This is a genomic window from Chryseobacterium sp. RR2-3-20 (genome assembly GCF_017808115.1).
Classification (GTDB): Bacteria; Bacteroidota; Bacteroidia; order Flavobacteriales; family Weeksellaceae; genus Chryseobacterium; species Chryseobacterium oryzae.
The window spans coordinates 18,814-37,808 of sequence record NZ_JADQBD010000027.1 but is presented as its reverse complement, the minus strand read 5'-3'; the positions used below and the strand labels follow the sequence as shown (position 1 = coordinate 37,808).

The following is an 18,995-nucleotide window of genomic DNA, read 5'->3' as shown; positions in this document are numbered from 1 at the left end:
TGTCCCAAAATGTGCTGAAAAACTGAATAAATTCATATCTAATTGTTTGATTACTACAAATATACAAAAGTTATGATAAATTACGGATATTCATTACAAAAAATTATCGAAAACAAATTTCAATTTCCAATTTACATACGAGAATATGAATTTAGTTATCAAATAAATTTCACGAGCGATTATGAAGAATGGGAATTGGATACAGCAATTCTCAATAGTTTCCCAGGATATGAATTTACTAAAAACCTTGAAAAAGGGCGAAAAGAAATAAGAATTCAAATAATGAGATACCAGTCTGAATTATCGACTGATGGTTGGGGAAGACAGATTGAAAATCCATTAAATGAAACGAAATATCTTGTAAAAACCTCAGCAAGCAAACCTGAAAAATTCAGCCCTAAAATCAAAGTTTTATTTGAAGACAAAGAGGAATATTACTTTATTAATATTGTGGATGGCATTAACAAAACCACCGATGAAAAAGGTTTTTTGTTGTTAGATGACTTCAAAACAAAAAATGAGGATGGCAATGCTGAAATTTTAAAAGATAAACTTTACAAATCTCCTCAAGAGGCTTTCCAATGGGGATTTTACAAAATATCTGATGTTGTAGAAAACGATTTTAACATATATCTTGAAAACAAAAAGAAAGAAATCAGAGAAATTCAAAAGCTACCTCGAAAAATCATCCGTGATTTTATAAATGCTTGTAATAGCTCCGATGAAAGTAATATTCTGAAACATCTTGACGAACAAATAATTTTTGAGAAACGTAAGAATTGGAAAACCATTTTTGAAGTCGAAGGAATTTCAAAATTCAAAGAATACCTTAGTTCTTCCGAACAAGAATTATGCGGCAAGGATTTTAAAATTAGGTCATCTTGGAATTTTAATTTGCCCAATGTCACTATTGGTGTAAAATATTTTCCTTCTTCAGTTGACAAAGGAAGTAAGTTCAATCTTAAATATGAACAAATGACAATTACATTAGATAATAATAAGATTGTCGGTATTATATATGAAATTTAATAAAATTTATCATTGAAATTCGGATACGAAAATGATTGCTAATAGTTACTTGGTCGCTACTTCAATGGCTTTTCTAAAATCATCTGCATCGCTGCCAATAAGCAGATAACCTGCAAAACCAATCTCTAAAAGAGATTTTACTGTTTTTTCTGTATCAATATCGCTATGGGCAATCAGCTTAATGGTTGGATATTGCGTTCTTAATTTTTGAAGCTGCTCAAGCACATTCTTGTTGTAAAAATCAAGGTCTATAATACAAACTTTGGGAAGCTCTTTTAATGCTGATAATTGAGATAATCCGTCTTCAATGTTTTCCGAACGAAATAATACTTCAAGCCCTGAAGCAACGAGGTTATCACAGGTCAAATCCAAAATCGGACTGTTATCATTGATAAAGGCAAGAGTAATTCTTTGTTGTGCTGTACCAGTTTCCATATCATACCTTTTTTGTGTTGATGTAGCCCCGCACAAAAAAGAAGGCGCAGGCAAACTACACTTACCGACATTGAGGCACTGGTATACCCGACAACGAATAAGCGAGCGCCCACGCCTATGACGTGAGCGTTCCTACTTATCTGTCCCGTTGTCTTAAAAATTACCAGTTTTCAATGTGGGACTTAAAGCAAAAACACTTTAAGTATTTTCTATATTTTCGATAACAAAGATACTGAACTCTTTCCTTTTTGATAGCATATAATACAAAAAGGTTACGGTAAAACTGCTTTATGTGAAATATAATTCTGTTCCAGTATTGTCAGAATATCGCTTTCCTTGTAAATAATCTTACCGCCTATTTGTATATACGGCAGGATATTATCATCACGATATTGCTGTAAAGTCCGTTTGCTGATATGGAGCAACTTACACACATCTTCGCCCGAAAGGTATATTTCGCCGTTCATTACAGGGCGGTAGTTTTTCAATATGCTTTCGATACGGTTTCTTAGTTGCGTTATCATTTCCTGATGGACAATGATTTCTTCATTGTCATTCGTGAATAAATCCATTTTCGGTAGTATTGTACGGCTGTCCGGCTTCGAGCAAAGCCTGCACGTCCGAGCGTTTATAATAATTCTTACGGTTTAGTCGGGAATAGGGCAATAAGCCTTTGTCCTTGTAGGTCTGCAAAGTCCGTTTGGTTATGTTCATCATCAAACATACTTCTTGGTTATCGAGCCACTTCTCTTCTTTGAAAATAGGCGTGTATTTTCTCGTGGCATTTTCGGTCAGTTCCAAAAGTTCCCGTAGCCCATTATTCATTCCGTCCAATGCGGACTTTTGTATTGCGATAACTTCCATAATCTGCTCATTTTTTCTGTGGAAGTCGAATTTATAAAGGCTTGTAGTAGTGATAGGGAATGTTGCAGGGTTTGGCTTTGAGAGGTAGTGTTTGGCGGTTTACGCAATAAAAAAGGATAACCTTTCGAGCTATCCGATTTTTTCAATACCGTCATTGCAATTATTATGTTCCTAAAATTTGCTGTAAACTTAGACTTTACTTTTTCCGTACTTTCTGAAAGCAGCAATGAATTGGTAGATTAAAAATCCAACAAGGATTTTATTAAAATAGTCAATAGTCAGAGAAAAACCATTGAGTTCAGTTTTGTTAACCAAAAAGTCTGACCTATGTGTTATGTCCAAAAATGAGAAGTAATAACCAACTAAATTCCAATCAACATCACTGCAATTAAAAATTCTTCCCAAGCTCCATAAATACAAAACGTAAAAGACAACTGAAATCGCTATTGTTGCAATAAACGGTTCTTTTATTGATAATCCGTGATTGTTTGATAGGCTGTTAACTTTTAATATTAGTCTATCCCAATATGGCAAATTCTCAATGTTTTTAAGGGCTTCGTTAGATATAGCTTGAAATTTTTGAGCTTCGTAGAAGTTTCCTGATGCTTCAAGTTGTTTTTTAAATTGAACAAAAATTTCATAGCGTGTCTTGAAATAATTATTATCCTTTTTATCTGGATAATGAATGTTTTCAATAGTCTGTATTTTGTCAAATCCTTTGTACGTGGTTGGAAAATCACAGGCAGTTAATGTAGTTTGCCCAAATTTATTTCTGTATAGAGATATAGTTGAATATCCATCAAATGATACGTTGTCAAACCAAACTTTATCAAGATTGGATTTATGTATCTCTAATTTGGTTTCTTCCGTTTCTTTTCTGAATGGTTTTATATCATAAAAATTACTGCCTAACTGTGCAGAAAAGTTTCTGATATACCAACTATCTATTTTGCAATTTTCAACTAATACCTCTCCGGTTGAATATCCACTCATAGATAATGCTAATAGTTTAGCATTAATAACTTTTGTCAATTTATGTTCTTTATCCGCAGAATATTGAATATTTAAACTGACCTTAAAATTTTTCTTTTCTGCTTCGCTCGGAAAGTAGCCAATTTTATTTTCGATATTATTAGAATGTGGTCTTTTGTAAAGTCCAATCTTATCGGTTGAATTTTCATTGAAATTGAATACTATTTCTTTGCAGTCATAAATATAAAATGACTGTTTTTCCAAAAGTAAATTTTCAAGTGTAGTATTGACTGATTTAAGTAGCCTCTTCCACCTGACGGGATATATATTTTCTACGGTAAATGACACTACAGCTATCTTTAAGTCAAGTAGAAATAATGAATTGTTCAAAAAGCAATTATTAACTGTTACACTTAATAAGTTGCTGTTTTTAATCCGTCCTTGTAGTATTGAACTTCCAAAGAAGATTGAAAGATTTGTTGTTATGATATTTTCAACCGTAATTTCTTCTATATAACAGCCAATAAACTGAATGCTTATATCTTTAAACTCAATTGTATCACTGTTCTCAATTTCTAATTTTTTAAAACGACAGTTAATGAAGCTAAATGTTATTCTTCCATCTTGAAATAACACATTTTCAAAGTCCGATGCTCTAATAACAATTTTGGTATCAGTTGGATAGTCCGTGTTCTCAATTAATGTATATGGTGTCAGGAAAATTGTGTTCATTTATTATTGTCGTTTTATTTGTTTACAGAAAATCAACCATCACTATCGTGGATTTTGTATTTCTGTGTTCGGGGATGATTTTTCCTTTTTCTCACGGGAGTAAACCCACAGCGATAACAGCCCGAAAATAATCAGTGCGTAAGCTATCCATTTACCAACCCTTTCAATCAATTTAATGAAAACCGAACTTTCATAAGATGAGAAACCCTCTGCTCCCATAGGGCTGCGCCTGTAAAACTTTCTCCGGTTAATCCAGTAACGAAGTCCCAAGCCTGCAACCAAAAATATGATACCTATAACCAATGATGCGACCATAACAAAAACACTTTATTTCCACTGTTTGAATTTACGAAAAATATTTGTTTCACCCTGTAAACGACGTGTACATAATGCGAAAACGGCTTACCAATCAGATAAGCCGTTTTTATGAAACGACATACTACTTTTAATCGCTACTGTTAAATTGAAAAGTTATCTGCTTTTCATTCCCGAAACTGTCCGAAATCCAAACATCAAAGGACTGTGATACGGCAGATGTTGAAGTGTAATACAACCTGAACTGCTCCGTTGGTAATTGATACAGGTCATTGGGCTGATACGGCGGTTCATTGTAGTATTGCAATGTTCCCTGTCCATCAAACTGGAAGTAACGGAGAAAATATTGCGTGTTGCTGTAATTGCCTGTACGCTGTATGGTAATACGTATTTCTACGGTCTGTCCGTTGGCAACATCTTTGGGTACTGGCATCACGTTTACCTCGAAAGGAAAATCGTTCTGTATTTCAAGTTCATCATCTTTGCTACAAGATACCAAAGAAACCGAAGCTGTGAGGATTGCCAGCAATACGTATATCGGCAGTAATCCTATTCTGAATTTATTGAATATTGCTATCATTGTTTTACGTTTTAAAAGTTAAACTTTAATCCCACACCTGCGGATGGACGGAACTGTTCCAGATCCGTCCCCCACAAAACTTTTGTACGCCCTTGTAGGACTAATACAAAACGGTCGGACAGGTAGGTTTCAAAAATGAGGCGACCGCCTGCTCCGTAGATAAAATTATCTTCGCTCAATATTTTCGCACCGTCGTACAGCATCGCTTCGCCCCGGTTGATGGCTTCGTAACCGACCACGCCCGTTACGGCGAAATTCAGCGTAATGTTCTTACGGGCATCTCCCAACAAAAAGAAGCTGTAACCGCCCTCTGTGGAATAGGTTTCCTGCGGTATGCGCAGGTCTTTGTAATCGTGGTACTGGTGGGTATATTCCAACGCCCAAAGCTGGTAATTACCATTTTTACCGTTTATGGTCATTGCTGCGCTGATGTAGTAATCATTGCCAATCTTATCATTGGACAATACACCTGCACTTATTTCCAATCCCTTCTGCTTCGGCAGCATCCTTTGTGCCTGTGCAGCCGTGATGCCTATCAGGACAAACAGCACGGTATAGATACACTTTTTCATATTCTTGCTTTAAAGGGTTATTAAAATTTTAGGTGCATATCGTCAATCAAACGGGCTTTGATTAGGTCGGAATTTTCGACCTGCAATGTTTGATGCCTGCCGCCGTTTTTCTCGAAAATCTCAATCAGCAACACCTTATCATCGGCAATGGTAAACTGGTCTAACAGGAAAACATTTTGTTCGGTCGATTTTCCGGCAATACCGTCCAATGGCTTGTAAGTTCTCAACGGAGTTAAAGGGCGTTCCTGGACTACGGTGCGTTTGGCTACCTTTTTATCCACGACTTTGAAATTGATAAAATCAATCTCGAAAGGCACATTGGTACGGTTTCTCAATTCCGTATGGAAATAGTATTTGCCGTTGTGTATGTAAATCCCTTTCAGGATAAACTGAATGCCGAAACTTTTAGCCCCGATATGCTTTACAATGCGCTTGTCTTTCTTGTAAATGGTTTCCAGTAACAAGCCTGCCAGTGAGGGCGAATTGTTGCCCAGTTCCTCGAAAAGCACGTCGTTACCGTTGGCTTTATCCACCGCTTTTTGCATTGTGAGCAGGTCGTAGCTCAATGCCTCCGGGTAGGAGCTGTAATACACGTTGAAGCTGTAAAAACGCCCGTCATTCGTGATAACGGAGAAATTCGTTTCAGGCTCAAAGTCCCTTACTGATGCTTTTACACGCAAAACATTTTCCGCATCTTCGGCTTTCCCCGCAATCAGGTATTCGCTGCCCAAATCCACGTAACGAATGGCGGTCGGGAAAATTAGGTGCGACGTTTTATCGTAGGTAACTTCCATACGGTACGGTTCTATCTTGCCCAATGCAAGCGGTGTTTTTGCAGTTGCACTATCCTGTGCATAAGTTGTTACGGCAAAGCCGAGTATCAGAGCAATAGCCCAAAAGGTTTTTAAATGATTTTTCATTGTTTTATTTATTTGAGTTCAACATTATTTTTTAGATACAAGGAAGACCTGATAGCCTGCTTTCAGCGTAACCTTTGGCGTTCTTACTTTCTTGGCGAAATAGCCCGAAATACCCTGTACCACGCCACGGCTAAGGTCAGCCGCCACCTGCTGTCCGGCATTCTGCGTGAGCATTACGCTTGTTCCTCCGGTCTGGCTCATATTGCCCGCCATTTCAGTAAGGGCATTCATTTCCGGCGAATACGGAACGTACAAACCTTGTTGCCCGTCCAAATCGTAAATGGTAATATCTACCGGGATAATGTTGCCCTCCAGTTCTACGGAGGTAACTTTTAATTGCAACCTGCCATTCTGAAATTTTGCATTAGCCGTTACAATCGTTCCTTTGGGGATGGTACGCTGCGGAGTTTTAGCAGGCTCTAACAGGCGTAAACGCACACCTGTTTCGCCAACTACCGTTTGGGCTTCGTGTACACAGGCTTTGATGCTGTTTTTAGGCTGTACCGCCTGTTCAATTGAACCTGCGGTATAAAACCCACGGTTTTTTGTTTGGCTCCAATCGGCTGCAAAGGCACTGTCCGACGGTTCACGGTACAAGGCTGATACAATGTTCTTTCTTGTTGGTGTGAACGATACAAATTGCTCTTTTTGGTTAGCACCCGCAGCCCCAGTAGTTGCACCATTGGCAGGATCAGCATTTCCGGTATTGGCATTTTGCGGAAGATACTTTGCTGCCATTTCATAGGATTTCTCCATTAATTTGAGTTGGTCGTCAACGGTGGCCACAGGTGGCACATCTTTTTCCGACAACTTTGCTTTTAGTTCGTCCACTTGCTTACGCAATTCCATTGTTTCCGAATTGTTGTCCTGATAAAATGAACCCAACGTGCTTTGTGCATTACGGTAACTGTTCAATACAGAATTTCCGTTTCGTCCCGATTTTCTGCCACCACCCCCAAAGCCGTTGCTTTCTTCATCTTCTTCAGGTAAACTTTCTTCATTGTCAGCAGATGCAGTATCTTCAGTATTCCAATAATCAGAAAGCGTGGTCAGTGCATTGCGCTTTTCCTGCTCTTTGCGTTCGAGCATTTCCTGCTCATACGCCTTGCTTTTATCATCGGGCATCCCTGCTCCGGTAGCCTGCGGTACAGCATCATTCAGCCCGATATTTTCAACTGCCTTTTTATCTTTAGACGGTTTAAATATGAGGTACATACAGCCGAGAAATACCACGCCCATCAAAAGGAAAATGATTGGCTTTTTGAGCTTATCCTTATTGCTCTTTTTATTATCCGGCAGATTTGATGCTCCGTTTTGGTCTTCTCCCTCAACGAGAAAGCTGACCCTTTTTTCATTTTCTTTCATAAATCTGATTTTTTAAAATTGTTGATACACTATCCTGCAACCTTGCAGGGTTTTTACTTTTAAGGACAGGGTTTTCGATATGCTCTATGACCATACCGTTACCGGACTTTGAGGTATCGTACATCACTTTGCCAATGACCGCTACGGTAAGCAGCAGATAACCCACAAAGAAGTACAGCGTATATTGGTGCTGTTTGCGCAAGGGCAACGCCCGCCAACGTTCGTCCAGCTTGTCAAAGTACCTGTCCATATTTGCTCTTAATTTTTTCATAGCCTTACTATTTCTGTGTTACAGCTTGAAACGCTTAGGACTTTTACCCGCCTGTTGCTTCGGCGCATCGTTAACCAGTGCGACCGCTTCCGTTAATTTGGGTGCGGACATTACGGACAGGTTTGCCAGTTCCGATTTTTTGAGTAATTGCCCAAAGCCGTCTTTCTTCGCTACCTCCATACGGCTCAATGAGAATTTGCCATTCAGGTACTTTACCCACATACTGCATTCTACACGGGGCTTGTCATCGCCTGACCATTGCAGGTAGCCTGTCAGCAGTAAGTCCTGCTTAGGCAAAGTATCTGCACCTTTTTGGCAACTTTCGAGGTATTCGCTGATACTGTCTTTCAGCTTTCCGGCATACGAACCCTGCGTATGGAAATACCCATTATATCCTTTATCGGTAAGGATTTTTGCGAACGTGCTTAAATCTGATAATGCTTCCATAAGATTGTTTTTTTAGCGTTCGATAACCTCTATATCCTTATTTTCCACGACTGCAAATTTTTCAATATTGAAGCCCTGCGGATTGTTGTCGGAACGAACGGAGTTGACGAGATAGCAGGAAGTAATCAAGTTGCGCCTGGTTACGTTGCTTGACCGGATAATGAACTGTTTGGCATAGGTACGCACTGCATACGGGTAGTTGTCGAAGTTGCACACGACACTATCCACCTCTATGCGTTGCTGTACGTTCCCCGAAATGATACGGCTGTAATAACCCTTTTCCGACAAGTCTTTGTAGTAATCAAAAGCACTTTTATCGGCAAGGTTGAACGCACGTTTCATATTGCTTTCAATAGCGTTCTTGTCGGGTGCAAGCGTAAAGAACAGTTCGTGAAATCTCCTGACGTGTTCCCTTGCTTCAACCGGGCGGTTGATGCTCGCATCCTGCGACAAGGCAAGCATCAGGGATTTGCCGTTATCCAGTACATAGATTTTTTGGCGTTGTTCTTCTGCAAAGCGGTAGGAACGCCATACGGCGTAACCTACCACGCTAATGCAGAGAACCGCAAACACAATGGCATATAATCTTATCTGCCTAAAGCTGTTTTCGATATTTCTTAGCGTTTTAAATTCCATTTTTTAGAATGATAAATGATTATTTATTCATCAGTTTACCGCCGATGTTTCCAACTGTTGAGCCTGCGCCTGCTCCGGCGATGTTTCCGGCTTTCATTGCTGTGGAGTTTACATTGCGGGTAAAGTTTCCTGCGCCTCCGGCTTGGATTACCCAACCTGTTACTGTCGGGATAGTAAAGTACCCGATGATGCCGATAATCATAAAAATGATGTACACGGTATTGCTCGTATCAGGTATATAGGTGGGGTCGGCAAGCATTGCTATATCCCGTTCTAAAATGAGGGATTGTATTCTTGCCAACATTGAGCTGAACAAATCCGAAACGGGAAGCCACAGGTAAACGCTGACGTACCTCGTGAGCCATTGCGTGAGCGTAGACTGAAATCCGTCCCATACGGAAATAGCAAAGGCTATTGGTCCGAGTATGGAGAGGACTATCAGGAAAAACGTTCGTATGGTATCAATGACCAAAGCCGCCGCCTGAAAGAGTATTTCCAATAGATTGCGAAACCAATCCTTTATGGCTTTCTCTATCTTGTAGGCTTGCCTGTCCATATACATACCCGCCATTGTACCAATGTCGGAGGGCGACCATCCCAGTTCGTCCAGTTTTTTGTCAAACTCTTCGTCTGATACCATATAGGCGGTTTCGGGGTTCCTTACCATTGCCTCGTATTCCAACTGGTCTTTCTGCTGTTGCAGCTTGTTCAGGTCAAGCACCTGGTCTTCGAGTATTTGGTGGGTTCCTACTACCACAGGGCTTAATACCGCATTGATGGTTCCCAAAACGATAGTCGGAAAGAACATAATGCAAAGCCCCAAAGCGAACGGGCGCAGCAAAGGGAACATATCAATAGGTTCGGCACGGCTTAAAGCCTGCCAAACCTTTAATGCCACATAGAACAATGCTCCCAATCCCGCCAAACCCTTAGCTACTGCCGCCATATCGCCTGCAAGCGGCATCATATCATCATAAAGCGACCGCAGGAGTTCGTGAAGATTATCCCATTCCATAGTTTACCAGTATTTTTGGTTAGCAGTTCCGTAGAGTTCAAGCACTCTTTGGGCATCGTTTTTCTTTTTCGCTCTTAGGTAGCTTACAGAAATGTTCTTATTGGTGTAGTAGCGTACAAGACTGTGGTAATCCTTTACCTCTTTGTACACACGGTCAATAATATCCATACGCTCTTTGTCATTCAGCGAAAGGCTTGAAGAGGTTATAATCTGCTTCAGTTCTTTTAGCAGTTCGGTACTTTCATTAAGCAATGCCGAATAACCGTTACCGATAGCGACCAATTCCTGCGGTGTGAAATTTGGGTCGTTCATCATCTTGCCAAAATTCTGCACGTACATTTCCGAAACATCGCCTACCAACAATACCGTTTGCTGTACCTTGCGGGCATCTTTCACAAGGTTGTTGATGGCTTTCAGCTTGTCGTAGTATTCCTTGCCCTGGTCGTACACTTTCTTCACTTCGTTGAAGTTTTTTATCACATTACTCACGGTTGAAGAAGTCTGTATGATTTCGTTCGCAGAGTTGATAATCCCTGAAGCCAAATTTGCGGGGTCGGTTACAACCCACTGGGCTTTTACTGACGGTGCTACGGCGAGCATCAGTGCCGTACACACCAGATACATTACTTTTTTCATTGTTTCTGAAATTTTAAATTGTTAATGACTATTGATTTACTTTGTCCCGCCTTTGCATTGAGAGATGCTTGATGGCGAGCTCTACATTGCCGTCCAGTTCAGCAGCAAGCTGCATCACTTCCATTTTTTCGGTTTCTTCGGTCGTATAGGCGAGATATTCCTCCAAACTAACTTCGGTGGCATAGACTGCCGAGTGCGTACCACCTAAGCCAATCCAAACCTCTTTGTACAGTCGGCTTGCATCGTTATTCATATTGATGGAAAGTACCTGCCCTTTCTCTTTGTCCGTAAGCCCCAACATCGCCTGTATGTCATCGAACTTGTTCATATACTTGCGTTGGTCAAGCAGGATTTTACAGTCGGAGTTGTTGATGATGCTTTCTTTGACAATAGGCGATTGGATAATGTCATCGACCTCTTGCGTAACGACAATCGCTTCTCCAAAGAATTTGCGGACAGTCTTAAACAAATACTTGATGTATTCTGCCATTCCCTCTTTGGCAATCGCTTTCCAAGCCTCTTCAATCAGGATGAGTTTGCGAATACCTTTCAGCCTGCGCATCTTATTGATGAACACCTCCATAATGATAATCGTAACTATGGGAAAGAGGATTTTGTGGTCTTTAATCGCATCAATTTCAAACACGATAAAGCGTTTGGAAAGCAGGTCTAACTGCTTGTTGGAGTTCAGCAAATAATCATACTCGCCACCCTTGTAATAGGGAGGGACAGCTAAAGAGTTCCGTTATCATAGATGAGTTGCCCACAATTTATTTCAGGGGACTGGACAATCTTATCGCAACGGCGAGAAGTAATAAGGTAGCGGTATGTTTGGGCTTTCAGGATTTTTCGCAATTAACAAGGGATTACGGCGACAAGGAAAGCAAGGTAATACAGAATACTGTCGGTAATATATTCAGTGGTCAGGTGGTTGGCGAAACAGCAAAAAGCCTTTCGGAACGTTTCGGTAAAGTATTACAGAAACGCCAAAGTATGACCATTAACCGCAACGATAAATCTACCTCTATTTCCACACAATTAGACAGTCTTATTCCAGCTTCTAAAATTTCAACGCTTACGCAGGGTATGTTTGTCGGTTCTGTATCGGATAACTTTGACGAACGTATTGAGCAAAAAATATTTCACGCTGAAATCGTAGTAGATAATGAAAAGGTAGCCGCCGAAACCAAAGCCTATCAAAAGATACCGCAAATCTTATCTTTTGTAAATGAACAGGGCGAGGATAAGATGAAGCAGGAAATAGAAAACAATTACAAGCAGATAAAATCAGACATTCTGAATATTGTTGTTAGTGAAATGGAGCGTATCAAGAATGACCCTAACTTACAGCATTTGGTGCAGAAAGAATGATTATACTAAATATTTTTGTGATTTTTCTATTAATATATTGTTAGAAGAATTAAAAGTAACAGCACCATTACGTCAACATATAAAATGCCAAATTTTAATACTCATAATTTAGCATTTGCTTAAATAAACAAATTAGTTACATTTGCATTATGGATAATACTTCTTGTACACGACAACAGGCAGACATTAAACAAATCAATCGCTGTAAAGAAAGAGTTTCGGAACTCCACAGTTCGTTTGACTATTTGTCGAACGCACTTGAATTGACTGGAAACAATGTAAGACTGAAAATTCTGTTTCTTCTTTATGAAGAAAAACGACTTTGTGTTTGTGATGTGAGTGAAATTCTTGGAATGACAATTTCAGCGATTTCTCAGCACTTGAGAAAACTTAAAGACCGAAAGCTTATTGAAACCGAAAGAGAGGCGCAAACCATTTTTTACTCATTGACAAAAGAGTATGAGAAAATGTTGGACCCATTTTTTAAAATACTTGACGATAAAAAAAATTTAGAAACAATATGGTAACGGACGGAAAACTAATTGGGACTGGACTTTTGACAGCAATTGCAGCTTCATTGTGTTGTATTACACCAGTGTTGACTCTAATAGCAGGAACAAGCGGACTTGCTTCAACTTTTTATTGGCTCGAACCTTTCCGACCATATTTTATTGGTTTAACAATTTTAGTGCTTGGTTTTGCTTGGTATCAAAAGTTGAAACCACAAAAGAAAATTGACTGTAAATGTGAAACAACTGAAAAACCAAATTTTATGCAAACAAAATCATTTTTAGGAATTATTACCATTATAACGGCTTTACTTTTATCATTTCCAATTTATGCCCACATCTTTTTTCCAAAGACTGAAAGTAAAGCAATTATTACCCAAACTTCAAAACTTCAAAAAGTTGAGTTTACAATTAAAGGAATGACTTGTTCAGGTTGTGAACACCACGTTAAAACAGAGATTAGCAAACTAAAAGGAATTGTCGAAGTTGTGGTTTCCTATGAGAAAGGCAATGCTATTGTTAAGTTTGACAACAAACAAACAAGTATAACAGAAATAGAAAAAGCTATCAATTCGACAGGATACAAATCAATAAAAAGTAAAATTATATCATAATGGAAATTAAATTACAATCAGTAATAACTTGTCCAAACTGCGGATACAAAAAAGAGGAAACAATGCCGACAGATGCTTGCCAATATTTTTATGAATGTGAAAATTGCAAGACGAGATTAAAACCATTGCAAGGCGATTGTTGTGTGTATTGCAGTTACGGGACTGTTCCTTGTCCTCCAATACAACAAGACAAAAAATGCTGTTGACAAACTGGAAGCAACCTCGTCCGAGAGAATGCAGATTTCTCTGGATATTTAATAAATAATTGGATATGTTTTGGTGAAAATAAATGACAATGACTGAATTAGAAAATGTTTTACAACAAAGAAATATAAAGCCCACAGCAATGCGTTTGTTGGTAGTAGAAAAATTATTGAAACAGCAATATGCCATTAGTCATAAAGAATTGGCAGAACTGTTTGAAAATGCAGATAATGTCACTTTGTTTAGAACTTTAAAAACATTTTTAGAGCATAAACTTATTCATACCATTGATGATGGAACAGGTGTTGTAAAATATGCACTTTGCCAATCCGGCTGCAGTTGTAATCCTTCGGAGCAGCACACGCATTTCCATTGCTCACAATGCAAACGAACTTTTTGCCTTACAGATGCAGAAATTCCCAACATCAATATTCCTCTAAACTTCAAATTAGAAGGTATCAATTTGGTGCTTAAAGGAAGGTGTGACAGATGCAATTAAAATAATCTGAAACTTTGCAATCCGATTGCACAAATTATTTTTCTATATTTGTACCCTAATGAAATGGTTTCTCACAATATGGACTTTTTACCTGATGGTACTCGCAGCGTTGCCTTGCAGCGATGCAAGCAATCAGTGTGAAGATACCGTTCCTAAAATTGAAACCGCCCAAGCTCACGACCATAACCAGGATAGCGACGACAATTGTAGTCCTTTTTGCTATTGCAGTTGTTGCAGTGTAAGCATCGGGTCATTCAATTTCAAGCCTTTTGAAATCAAGCAACCTAAAGTAGCTTTCTCTACAAAAAAATTCACAATCCGTGATTACAATTTAATTTCCCGCTACCAAGGAAATATCTGGAACCCACCCAAATTTACTGTTTAATTTTTACAGATTTTCCAAATGCTGTTGATGGCTGATGTTTAGCCTTAACTGAAGAAGCTCCTGTCATTCATTTGCTAATGATATGTGCAATCCATTTAAGTTTTCCTGTTTGTTTCAGATAAATTCATAAAGCTTTTGCTTTTGTGATAATAGGCAAATAGTACGTTTTCCATTCTATAGACATTGATAAATCTGTTGGCTGCTTACCACAAGTGGCAAGTATATTTTTTGTAAAATATTAAACAGAAATACGTGTTAGATAACATTATAAAATTCAGTATCAAGAACAAGCTCGTCATTGGGATAATGACCTTGTTGCTCATTATTTGGGGAGTGTGGAGCGCCACAAAATTACCCATTGATGCCGTACCCGATATTACTAATAATCAGGTACAAATAATTACGGTTTGTCCCACATTGGCGGGGCAAGAAGTAGAACAATTAGTAACTTTTCCTATTGAACAAAGTATTGCCAATATTCCAGATTTAGAAGAAACACGGAGCATTTCGAGGTTTGGTTTGTCGGTAATTACGGTTGTATTTAAAGACAATGTAGATATTTATTTTGCCCGGCAATTAATCAATGAAAAATTAAAAGAAGCCGAAGAGAAAATCCCGAAAGGAATTGGTACGCCAGAACTTGCACCAGTAAGTACCGGATTGGGAGAAGTCTATCAATACATCATCCATCCGAAAAAAGGCAGTGAAAAAAAATACAATGCAAAAGACCTACGCACAATGCAGGATTGGATTGTAGCAAGGCAATTATATGGAACTCCCGGAATTGCCGAAGTAAATAGTTTTGGTGGCGAACTGAAACAATACGAAGTAGCAGTAAATCCCAATCGCTTAAAAGCTATGGGGGTAAGTGTTACCGACATTTTTACTGCATTAGAAAAAAATAACCAAAATACAGGCGGTGCCTACATTGATAAGAAACCGAATGCCTATTTCATCCGAGGTATCGGTTTGGTAACTTCATTGGATGATGTAAAAAATATCAGTATAAAAAATGACGGTGGCAGTATTCCTATTTTTATTAAAGATGTAGCCGATGTAAGATTTGGAAGTGCGGTAAGATATGGCGCAATGACTTATAACGGCGAAGTAGATGCAGTTGGCGGTGTGGTAATGATGTTGAAAGGCGAAAACAGCAATGAGGTTGTCAATCGCATCAAAGAGAAATTACCAGTTATTCAAAAATCCTTACCCGAAGATATAATTATTGAACCCTATTTAGACCGTACAGAATTAGTTGGCCGAGCAATGAGTACTGTAGAAAAAAACTTGATAGAAGGTGCATTGATTGTCATCTTTGTATTGGTTCTTTTCTTAGGAAATTTCAGAGCCGGATTGATTGTAGCTTCAGCCATTCCTTTAGCATTACTGTTCGCATTGGCTTTAATGAATATTTTTGGAGTAAGTGCCAATTTAATGAGTTTGGGAGCGATAGATTTTGGATTAATTGTAGATGGGGCGGTAATTATTGTAGAAGCTACGTTGCATCATTTGGGTTTAAGGAAATCCACGCAAAGGCTTACTCAACAGGAAATGGATAATGAAGTATTTGCATCCGCTTCCAAAATTCGCAGTAGTGCAGCTTTCGGAGAAATCATTATATTAATTGTTTATATTCCCATCCTTACATTGGTAGGCGTAGAAGGAAAAATGTTTCGCCCAATGGCACAGACAGTAGGTTTTGCCATCTTTGGAGCATTGATTTTATCATTAACCTATATTCCAATGATGTGTGCTTTATTCCTATCTAAAAAACCAACGCACAAAGAAACGGTTTCAGATAGAATGATGAGCTGGCTGCAAAAAAGGTACCAGCCATTATTAGAAAAAGCCATTAAAATAAAATATTGGTTAGTGGGAATTACCGTTGCCATATTTGCCTTTACATTATTCTTATTTGGCAGAATGGGTGGCGAATTTATACCACAATTGCAGGAAGGAGATTTTGCCTTTCACTGTATTTTGCCACAAGGAAGTTCATTAAGCCAAAGTATCGAAACATCAATGCAGGCTTCAAGAATTATTAAAGAATTTGATGAAGTGAAAATGGTTGTAGGGAAAACCGGAGCTGCAGAAGTTCCAACTGACCCAATGCCACCCGAAGCAACCGATATGATGATTTTGCTGAAACCTCAAAGCGAATGGAAAAGTGGCAGAACTTACGATGAATTAGCCGATGCCATTAATGAAAAATTAGAAGCGATACCAGGCGTATTTTTTGAAAAAAATCAGCCGATACAAATGCGTTTCAATGAATTGATGACAGGTATCAGGCAAGATGTGGCGGTAAAAATATTCGGCGAAAACTTAGATACATTAGCGTTGAATGCCGACAAAGTAAGCAAAGTTATTCAAACCGTAGAAGGCGCTACAGCTCCGCAGGTGGAACGTGTGAGTGGGTTACCACAAATAAATGTTGAATATGACCGTACTCGTTTAGCCAATTATGGAATTAATGTAGAAGACGTAAACAATGTGGTAAGTACTGCTTTTGCAGGAAAAAGTGCAGGTGTGGTTTTCGAGAATGAAAGAAGATTTGATTTGGTGGTTCGGTTAGATAGTATTCACAGAAGCAGTATCGAAGATGTAAATAATTTAATGATACCAACTTCTACAGGCAATCAAATTCCGTTATCGCAAGTGGCTACGATTGATTATAAATTAGGTCCGGCGCAAATAAGCCGTGAAGCAGGAAAAAGAAGAATTGTAATCGGGTTCAACGTTGCAGGCAGAGATGTGCAAAGTGTGGTGGAAGAAATTCAACAAAAATTAAATGCACAAATAAAATTACCACCGGGATATTATTTCACGTATGGCGGTCAGTTTGAAAATCTAAAAGAAGCCAGCAATCGATTAATGATAGCCGTTCCTATTTCTCTGTTATTGATTTTTGTTTTGCTCTATTTCACGTTCCATTCCTTCAAACAGGCAGGTTTAATATTTACCGCAATTCCGATGAGTGCCATTGGTGGTGTATTGGCTTTAATGCTTCGTGGAATGCCTTTCAGCATCAGTGCGGGAATTGGTTTTATCGCCTTGTTTGGTGTCGCCGTTCTCAACGGAATTGTATTGATAGGTACTTTCAACCAATTGGAAAAAGAAGGAATGAAAGATGTTTTCAAACGAGTAATCGAAGGAACAAAAATAAGACTTCGACCTGTATTGATGACAGCAACCGTTGCGAGCTTAGGATTTTTACCGATGGCACTCAGTAGCAGTGCAGGTGCAGAAGTTCAAAAGCCTTTAGCAACCGTAGTTATCGGTGGTTTGATTACGGCAACTTTCCTTACGTTGTTCGTTCTGCCATTACTCTACATCATTTTTAATTCAAAAATTAATTTAAAAAGAAAACCCAAAGTGAAACCTATTGCAACTATCATTGTATTGCTTCTGTCATTAACAGGCTTTACAGCAAATGCACAAACACAGCATTTATCAAGTGTTGATGATGCGATAAATATTGCCCTGCAAAATAATCAAACCATTAAAGCTTCAGATTTAGAAATTGATGCAAGCAAAGCGTTGAAAAAAACAGCCGGAGAATTACCCAAATTGGATTTTAATGCACAGTTGGGACAGTACAACAGTGTAAAGTTCGACCAGTCTTTTCAGGTGTCGCAAACCATTCCTTTTCCATCATTATTCGGTGCAAAAAAGGAGTTGATTAATGCTGAAATTAAAGGCAAAGAATTGCAGAAGAACTTGAGTGTTTTAGAATTAAAAAACCAAGTGCGTACTTATTATTATCAAATTTTGTACTTGCAGCACAATCAAAAACAACTACAGGAATTAGACAGTTTGTACAACAATTTCATAGGCATTGCAAAGCTTCGTTACAAAACGGGCGACACCAAAAAAGTGGACATCAGTACGGCAGAAGCCAAGAAAGGCGAAATCAATTTGTTATTAAAACAAAATGAAGTTTTCTTAAATAATGCCGTTGCCAATCTGAAAACATTGATGAATACAAAAGAAGATTTTTCCATTACAGAAAATGGAAATTATCAACCATTACAAATTTCAAATTTGTTGGATAATGATGCTGTAGCCAATCATCCAATCATTCAATCTTTGTATCAGGAAGCTACAATTGCCGAACAAACCAAAAAAGTTGAGCGGGCGCAAGGTTTACCCGATTTTACGATTGGTTATGTCAATCAGTCTTTAATTGGTTTTCAAAATGTGAATGGAGCTGAGAAGTTTTTCAATGGCGGAAACCGATTTAATTCTGTAAACATTGGCATTGCAATTCCCATTACTTACGGTGCTACCAAAGCCAGAATAAAATCTTTGGATTATAGAAAGCAAGCAGCCGAAGCCAATGCACAACAGCAACAGAGAACGTTGGCAACGCAAATGCAAAATGCTTTGTTGCAATACCAGCAGGATATGAAGCAGTTCAATTATTTTCAGCAAGAAGCTTTGCCTAATGCTAAAGAAATTGTTTCAGCAGCACAATTAGGTTACAAAACAGGCGACATCGGTTATGTAGAATATCTTTTTGCCTTGCAAACCGCAACCGATATTCAGTTGAATTACCTAAAAAGTATTCAGCAGGTCAACCAATCTGTAATCAATATTTATTCATTCATCAATCAATAAGTAC

21 protein-coding genes and 2 pseudogenes are annotated in these 18,995 nt (G+C 38.6%); 8 read left to right on the top strand and 15 right to left on the bottom strand.

What is annotated here, in order from left to right; translation table 11 throughout:
* The first annotated feature begins 72 nt into the window (after positions 1–72).
* Positions 73–1,029 carry a hypothetical protein gene (locus IV513_RS08285; protein WP_245168900.1) on the top strand — a complete coding sequence of 319 codons (957 nt, stop codon included), beginning with the start codon at positions 73–75 and terminating at the stop codon, positions 1,027–1,029.
* A gap of 45 nt (positions 1,030–1,074) precedes the next feature.
* Here the strand turns inward: IV513_RS08285 and IV513_RS08280 are convergent, their stop codons facing one another.
* From IV513_RS08280 to IV513_RS08215, 15 genes and pseudogenes are all read right to left on the bottom strand, one after another.
* A complete protein-coding gene (locus IV513_RS08280; RefSeq protein ID WP_024566583.1) occupies positions 1,075–1,464 on the bottom strand; it encodes a response regulator transcription factor in 390 nt (129 codons plus the stop codon).
* 272 nt (positions 1,465–1,736) lie between these two features.
* Complete coding sequence (locus IV513_RS08275; RefSeq protein ID WP_024566584.1) at positions 1,737–2,036, bottom strand: helix-turn-helix domain-containing protein; 300 nt, start codon at positions 2,034–2,036, stop codon at positions 1,737–1,739.
* Positions 2,017–2,328: a helix-turn-helix domain-containing protein gene (locus IV513_RS08270; RefSeq protein WP_024566585.1), complete on the bottom strand. Its 312-nt coding sequence runs from the start codon at positions 2,326–2,328 to the stop codon at positions 2,017–2,019. The genes IV513_RS08275 and IV513_RS08270 overlap by 20 nt, the downstream gene beginning before the upstream one ends.
* A 189-nt stretch (positions 2,329–2,517) precedes the next feature.
* The gene (locus IV513_RS08265; protein WP_209390107.1) at positions 2,518–4,032 is read right to left on the bottom strand and encodes a hypothetical protein; all 1,515 of its coding nucleotides are present in this window, start codon (positions 4,030–4,032) and stop codon (positions 2,518–2,520) included.
* A gap of 42 nt (positions 4,033–4,074) precedes the next feature.
* The gene (locus IV513_RS15805; RefSeq protein WP_088583383.1) at positions 4,075–4,347 is read right to left on the bottom strand and encodes a molybdenum ABC transporter permease; all 273 of its coding nucleotides are present in this window, start codon (positions 4,345–4,347) and stop codon (positions 4,075–4,077) included.
* Positions 4,348–4,477: 130 nt separating this feature from the next.
* The gene (locus tag IV513_RS08260; protein WP_024566588.1) at positions 4,478–4,927 is read right to left on the bottom strand and encodes a DUF3872 domain-containing protein; all 450 of its coding nucleotides are present in this window, start codon (positions 4,925–4,927) and stop codon (positions 4,478–4,480) included.
* 11 nt (positions 4,928–4,938) lie between these two features.
* Positions 4,939–5,499, bottom strand: a complete 561-nt coding sequence (locus tag IV513_RS08255; protein WP_024566589.1) for a conjugal transfer protein TraO — start codon at positions 5,497–5,499, stop codon at positions 4,939–4,941.
* Positions 5,500–5,519: 20 nt separating this feature from the next.
* Entirely contained in the window at positions 5,520–6,419 is a 900-nt protein-coding gene (gene traN, locus IV513_RS08250; RefSeq protein ID WP_024566590.1) for a conjugative transposon protein TraN, read from the bottom strand.
* A 24-nt stretch (positions 6,420–6,443) separates the two neighbouring features.
* Positions 6,444–7,784 carry a conjugative transposon protein TraM gene (traM, locus tag IV513_RS08245; RefSeq protein WP_209390106.1) on the bottom strand — a complete coding sequence of 447 codons (1,341 nt, stop codon included), beginning with the start codon at positions 7,782–7,784 and terminating at the stop codon, positions 6,444–6,446.
* Entirely contained in the window at positions 7,771–8,055 is a 285-nt protein-coding gene (locus IV513_RS08240; RefSeq protein ID WP_024566592.1) for a hypothetical protein, read from the bottom strand. The genes traM and IV513_RS08240 overlap by 14 nt, the downstream gene beginning before the upstream one ends.
* An 18-nt stretch (positions 8,056–8,073) precedes the next feature.
* On the bottom strand, positions 8,074–8,502 hold the full coding sequence (locus IV513_RS08235) for a hypothetical protein (protein WP_024566593.1): 429 nt from the start codon (positions 8,500–8,502) through the stop codon (positions 8,074–8,076).
* 12 nt (positions 8,503–8,514) lie between these two features.
* Positions 8,515–9,138 (bottom strand): conjugative transposon protein TraK, encoded by a 624-nt coding sequence (gene traK / locus IV513_RS08230; protein WP_024566594.1) that lies wholly within the window; start codon positions 9,136–9,138, stop codon positions 8,515–8,517.
* Positions 9,139–9,157: 19 nt separating this feature from the next.
* Entirely contained in the window at positions 9,158–10,153 is a 996-nt protein-coding gene (gene traJ / locus IV513_RS08225) for a conjugative transposon protein TraJ (protein ID WP_024566595.1), read from the bottom strand.
* A 3-nt stretch (positions 10,154–10,156) separates the two neighbouring features.
* Positions 10,157–10,789, bottom strand: coding sequence for a DUF4141 domain-containing protein (locus tag IV513_RS08220; RefSeq protein WP_209390105.1), 633 nt, complete (start codon positions 10,787–10,789; stop codon positions 10,157–10,159).
* Positions 10,790–10,817: 28 nt separating this feature from the next.
* Positions 10,818–11,513: pseudogene (locus IV513_RS08215) on the bottom strand (TraG family conjugative transposon ATPase); the annotation flags it as partial.
* Between IV513_RS08215 and IV513_RS08210 the strand changes: the two are divergent.
* From IV513_RS08210 to IV513_RS08185, 7 genes and pseudogenes are all read left to right on the top strand, one after another.
* A pseudogene (locus IV513_RS08210) lies at positions 11,507–12,160 on the top strand (TraM recognition domain-containing protein); the annotation flags it as partial. The pseudogenes IV513_RS08215 and IV513_RS08210 sit on opposite strands and share 7 nt — an antisense overlap.
* 149 nt (positions 12,161–12,309) lie before the next feature.
* Entirely contained in the window at positions 12,310–12,687 is a 378-nt protein-coding gene (locus IV513_RS08205; protein ID WP_024566613.1) for a metalloregulator ArsR/SmtB family transcription factor, read from the top strand.
* Entirely contained in the window at positions 12,681–13,283 is a 603-nt protein-coding gene (gene merTP, locus IV513_RS08200) for a mercuric transport protein MerTP (RefSeq protein ID WP_209390104.1), read from the top strand. Before IV513_RS08205 ends, merTP begins: the two co-directional genes overlap by 7 nt.
* Positions 13,283–13,489 carry a GDCCVxC domain-containing (seleno)protein gene (locus tag IV513_RS15800; protein ID WP_071840018.1) on the top strand — a complete coding sequence of 69 codons (207 nt, stop codon included), beginning with the start codon at positions 13,283–13,285 and terminating at the stop codon, positions 13,487–13,489. The genes merTP and IV513_RS15800 overlap by 1 nt, the downstream gene beginning before the upstream one ends.
* 89 nt (positions 13,490–13,578) lie before the next feature.
* Complete coding sequence (locus IV513_RS08195; protein WP_209390103.1) at positions 13,579–13,986, top strand: Fur family transcriptional regulator; 408 nt, start codon at positions 13,579–13,581, stop codon at positions 13,984–13,986.
* 58 nt (positions 13,987–14,044) lie between these two features.
* Entirely contained in the window at positions 14,045–14,371 is a 327-nt protein-coding gene (locus IV513_RS08190; RefSeq protein WP_209390102.1) for a DUF6660 family protein, read from the top strand.
* A gap of 252 nt (positions 14,372–14,623) precedes the next feature.
* Complete coding sequence (locus IV513_RS08185; RefSeq protein WP_209390101.1) at positions 14,624–18,991, top strand: CusA/CzcA family heavy metal efflux RND transporter; 4,368 nt, start codon at positions 14,624–14,626, stop codon at positions 18,989–18,991.
* Positions 18,992–18,995 lie beyond the last annotated feature (4 nt).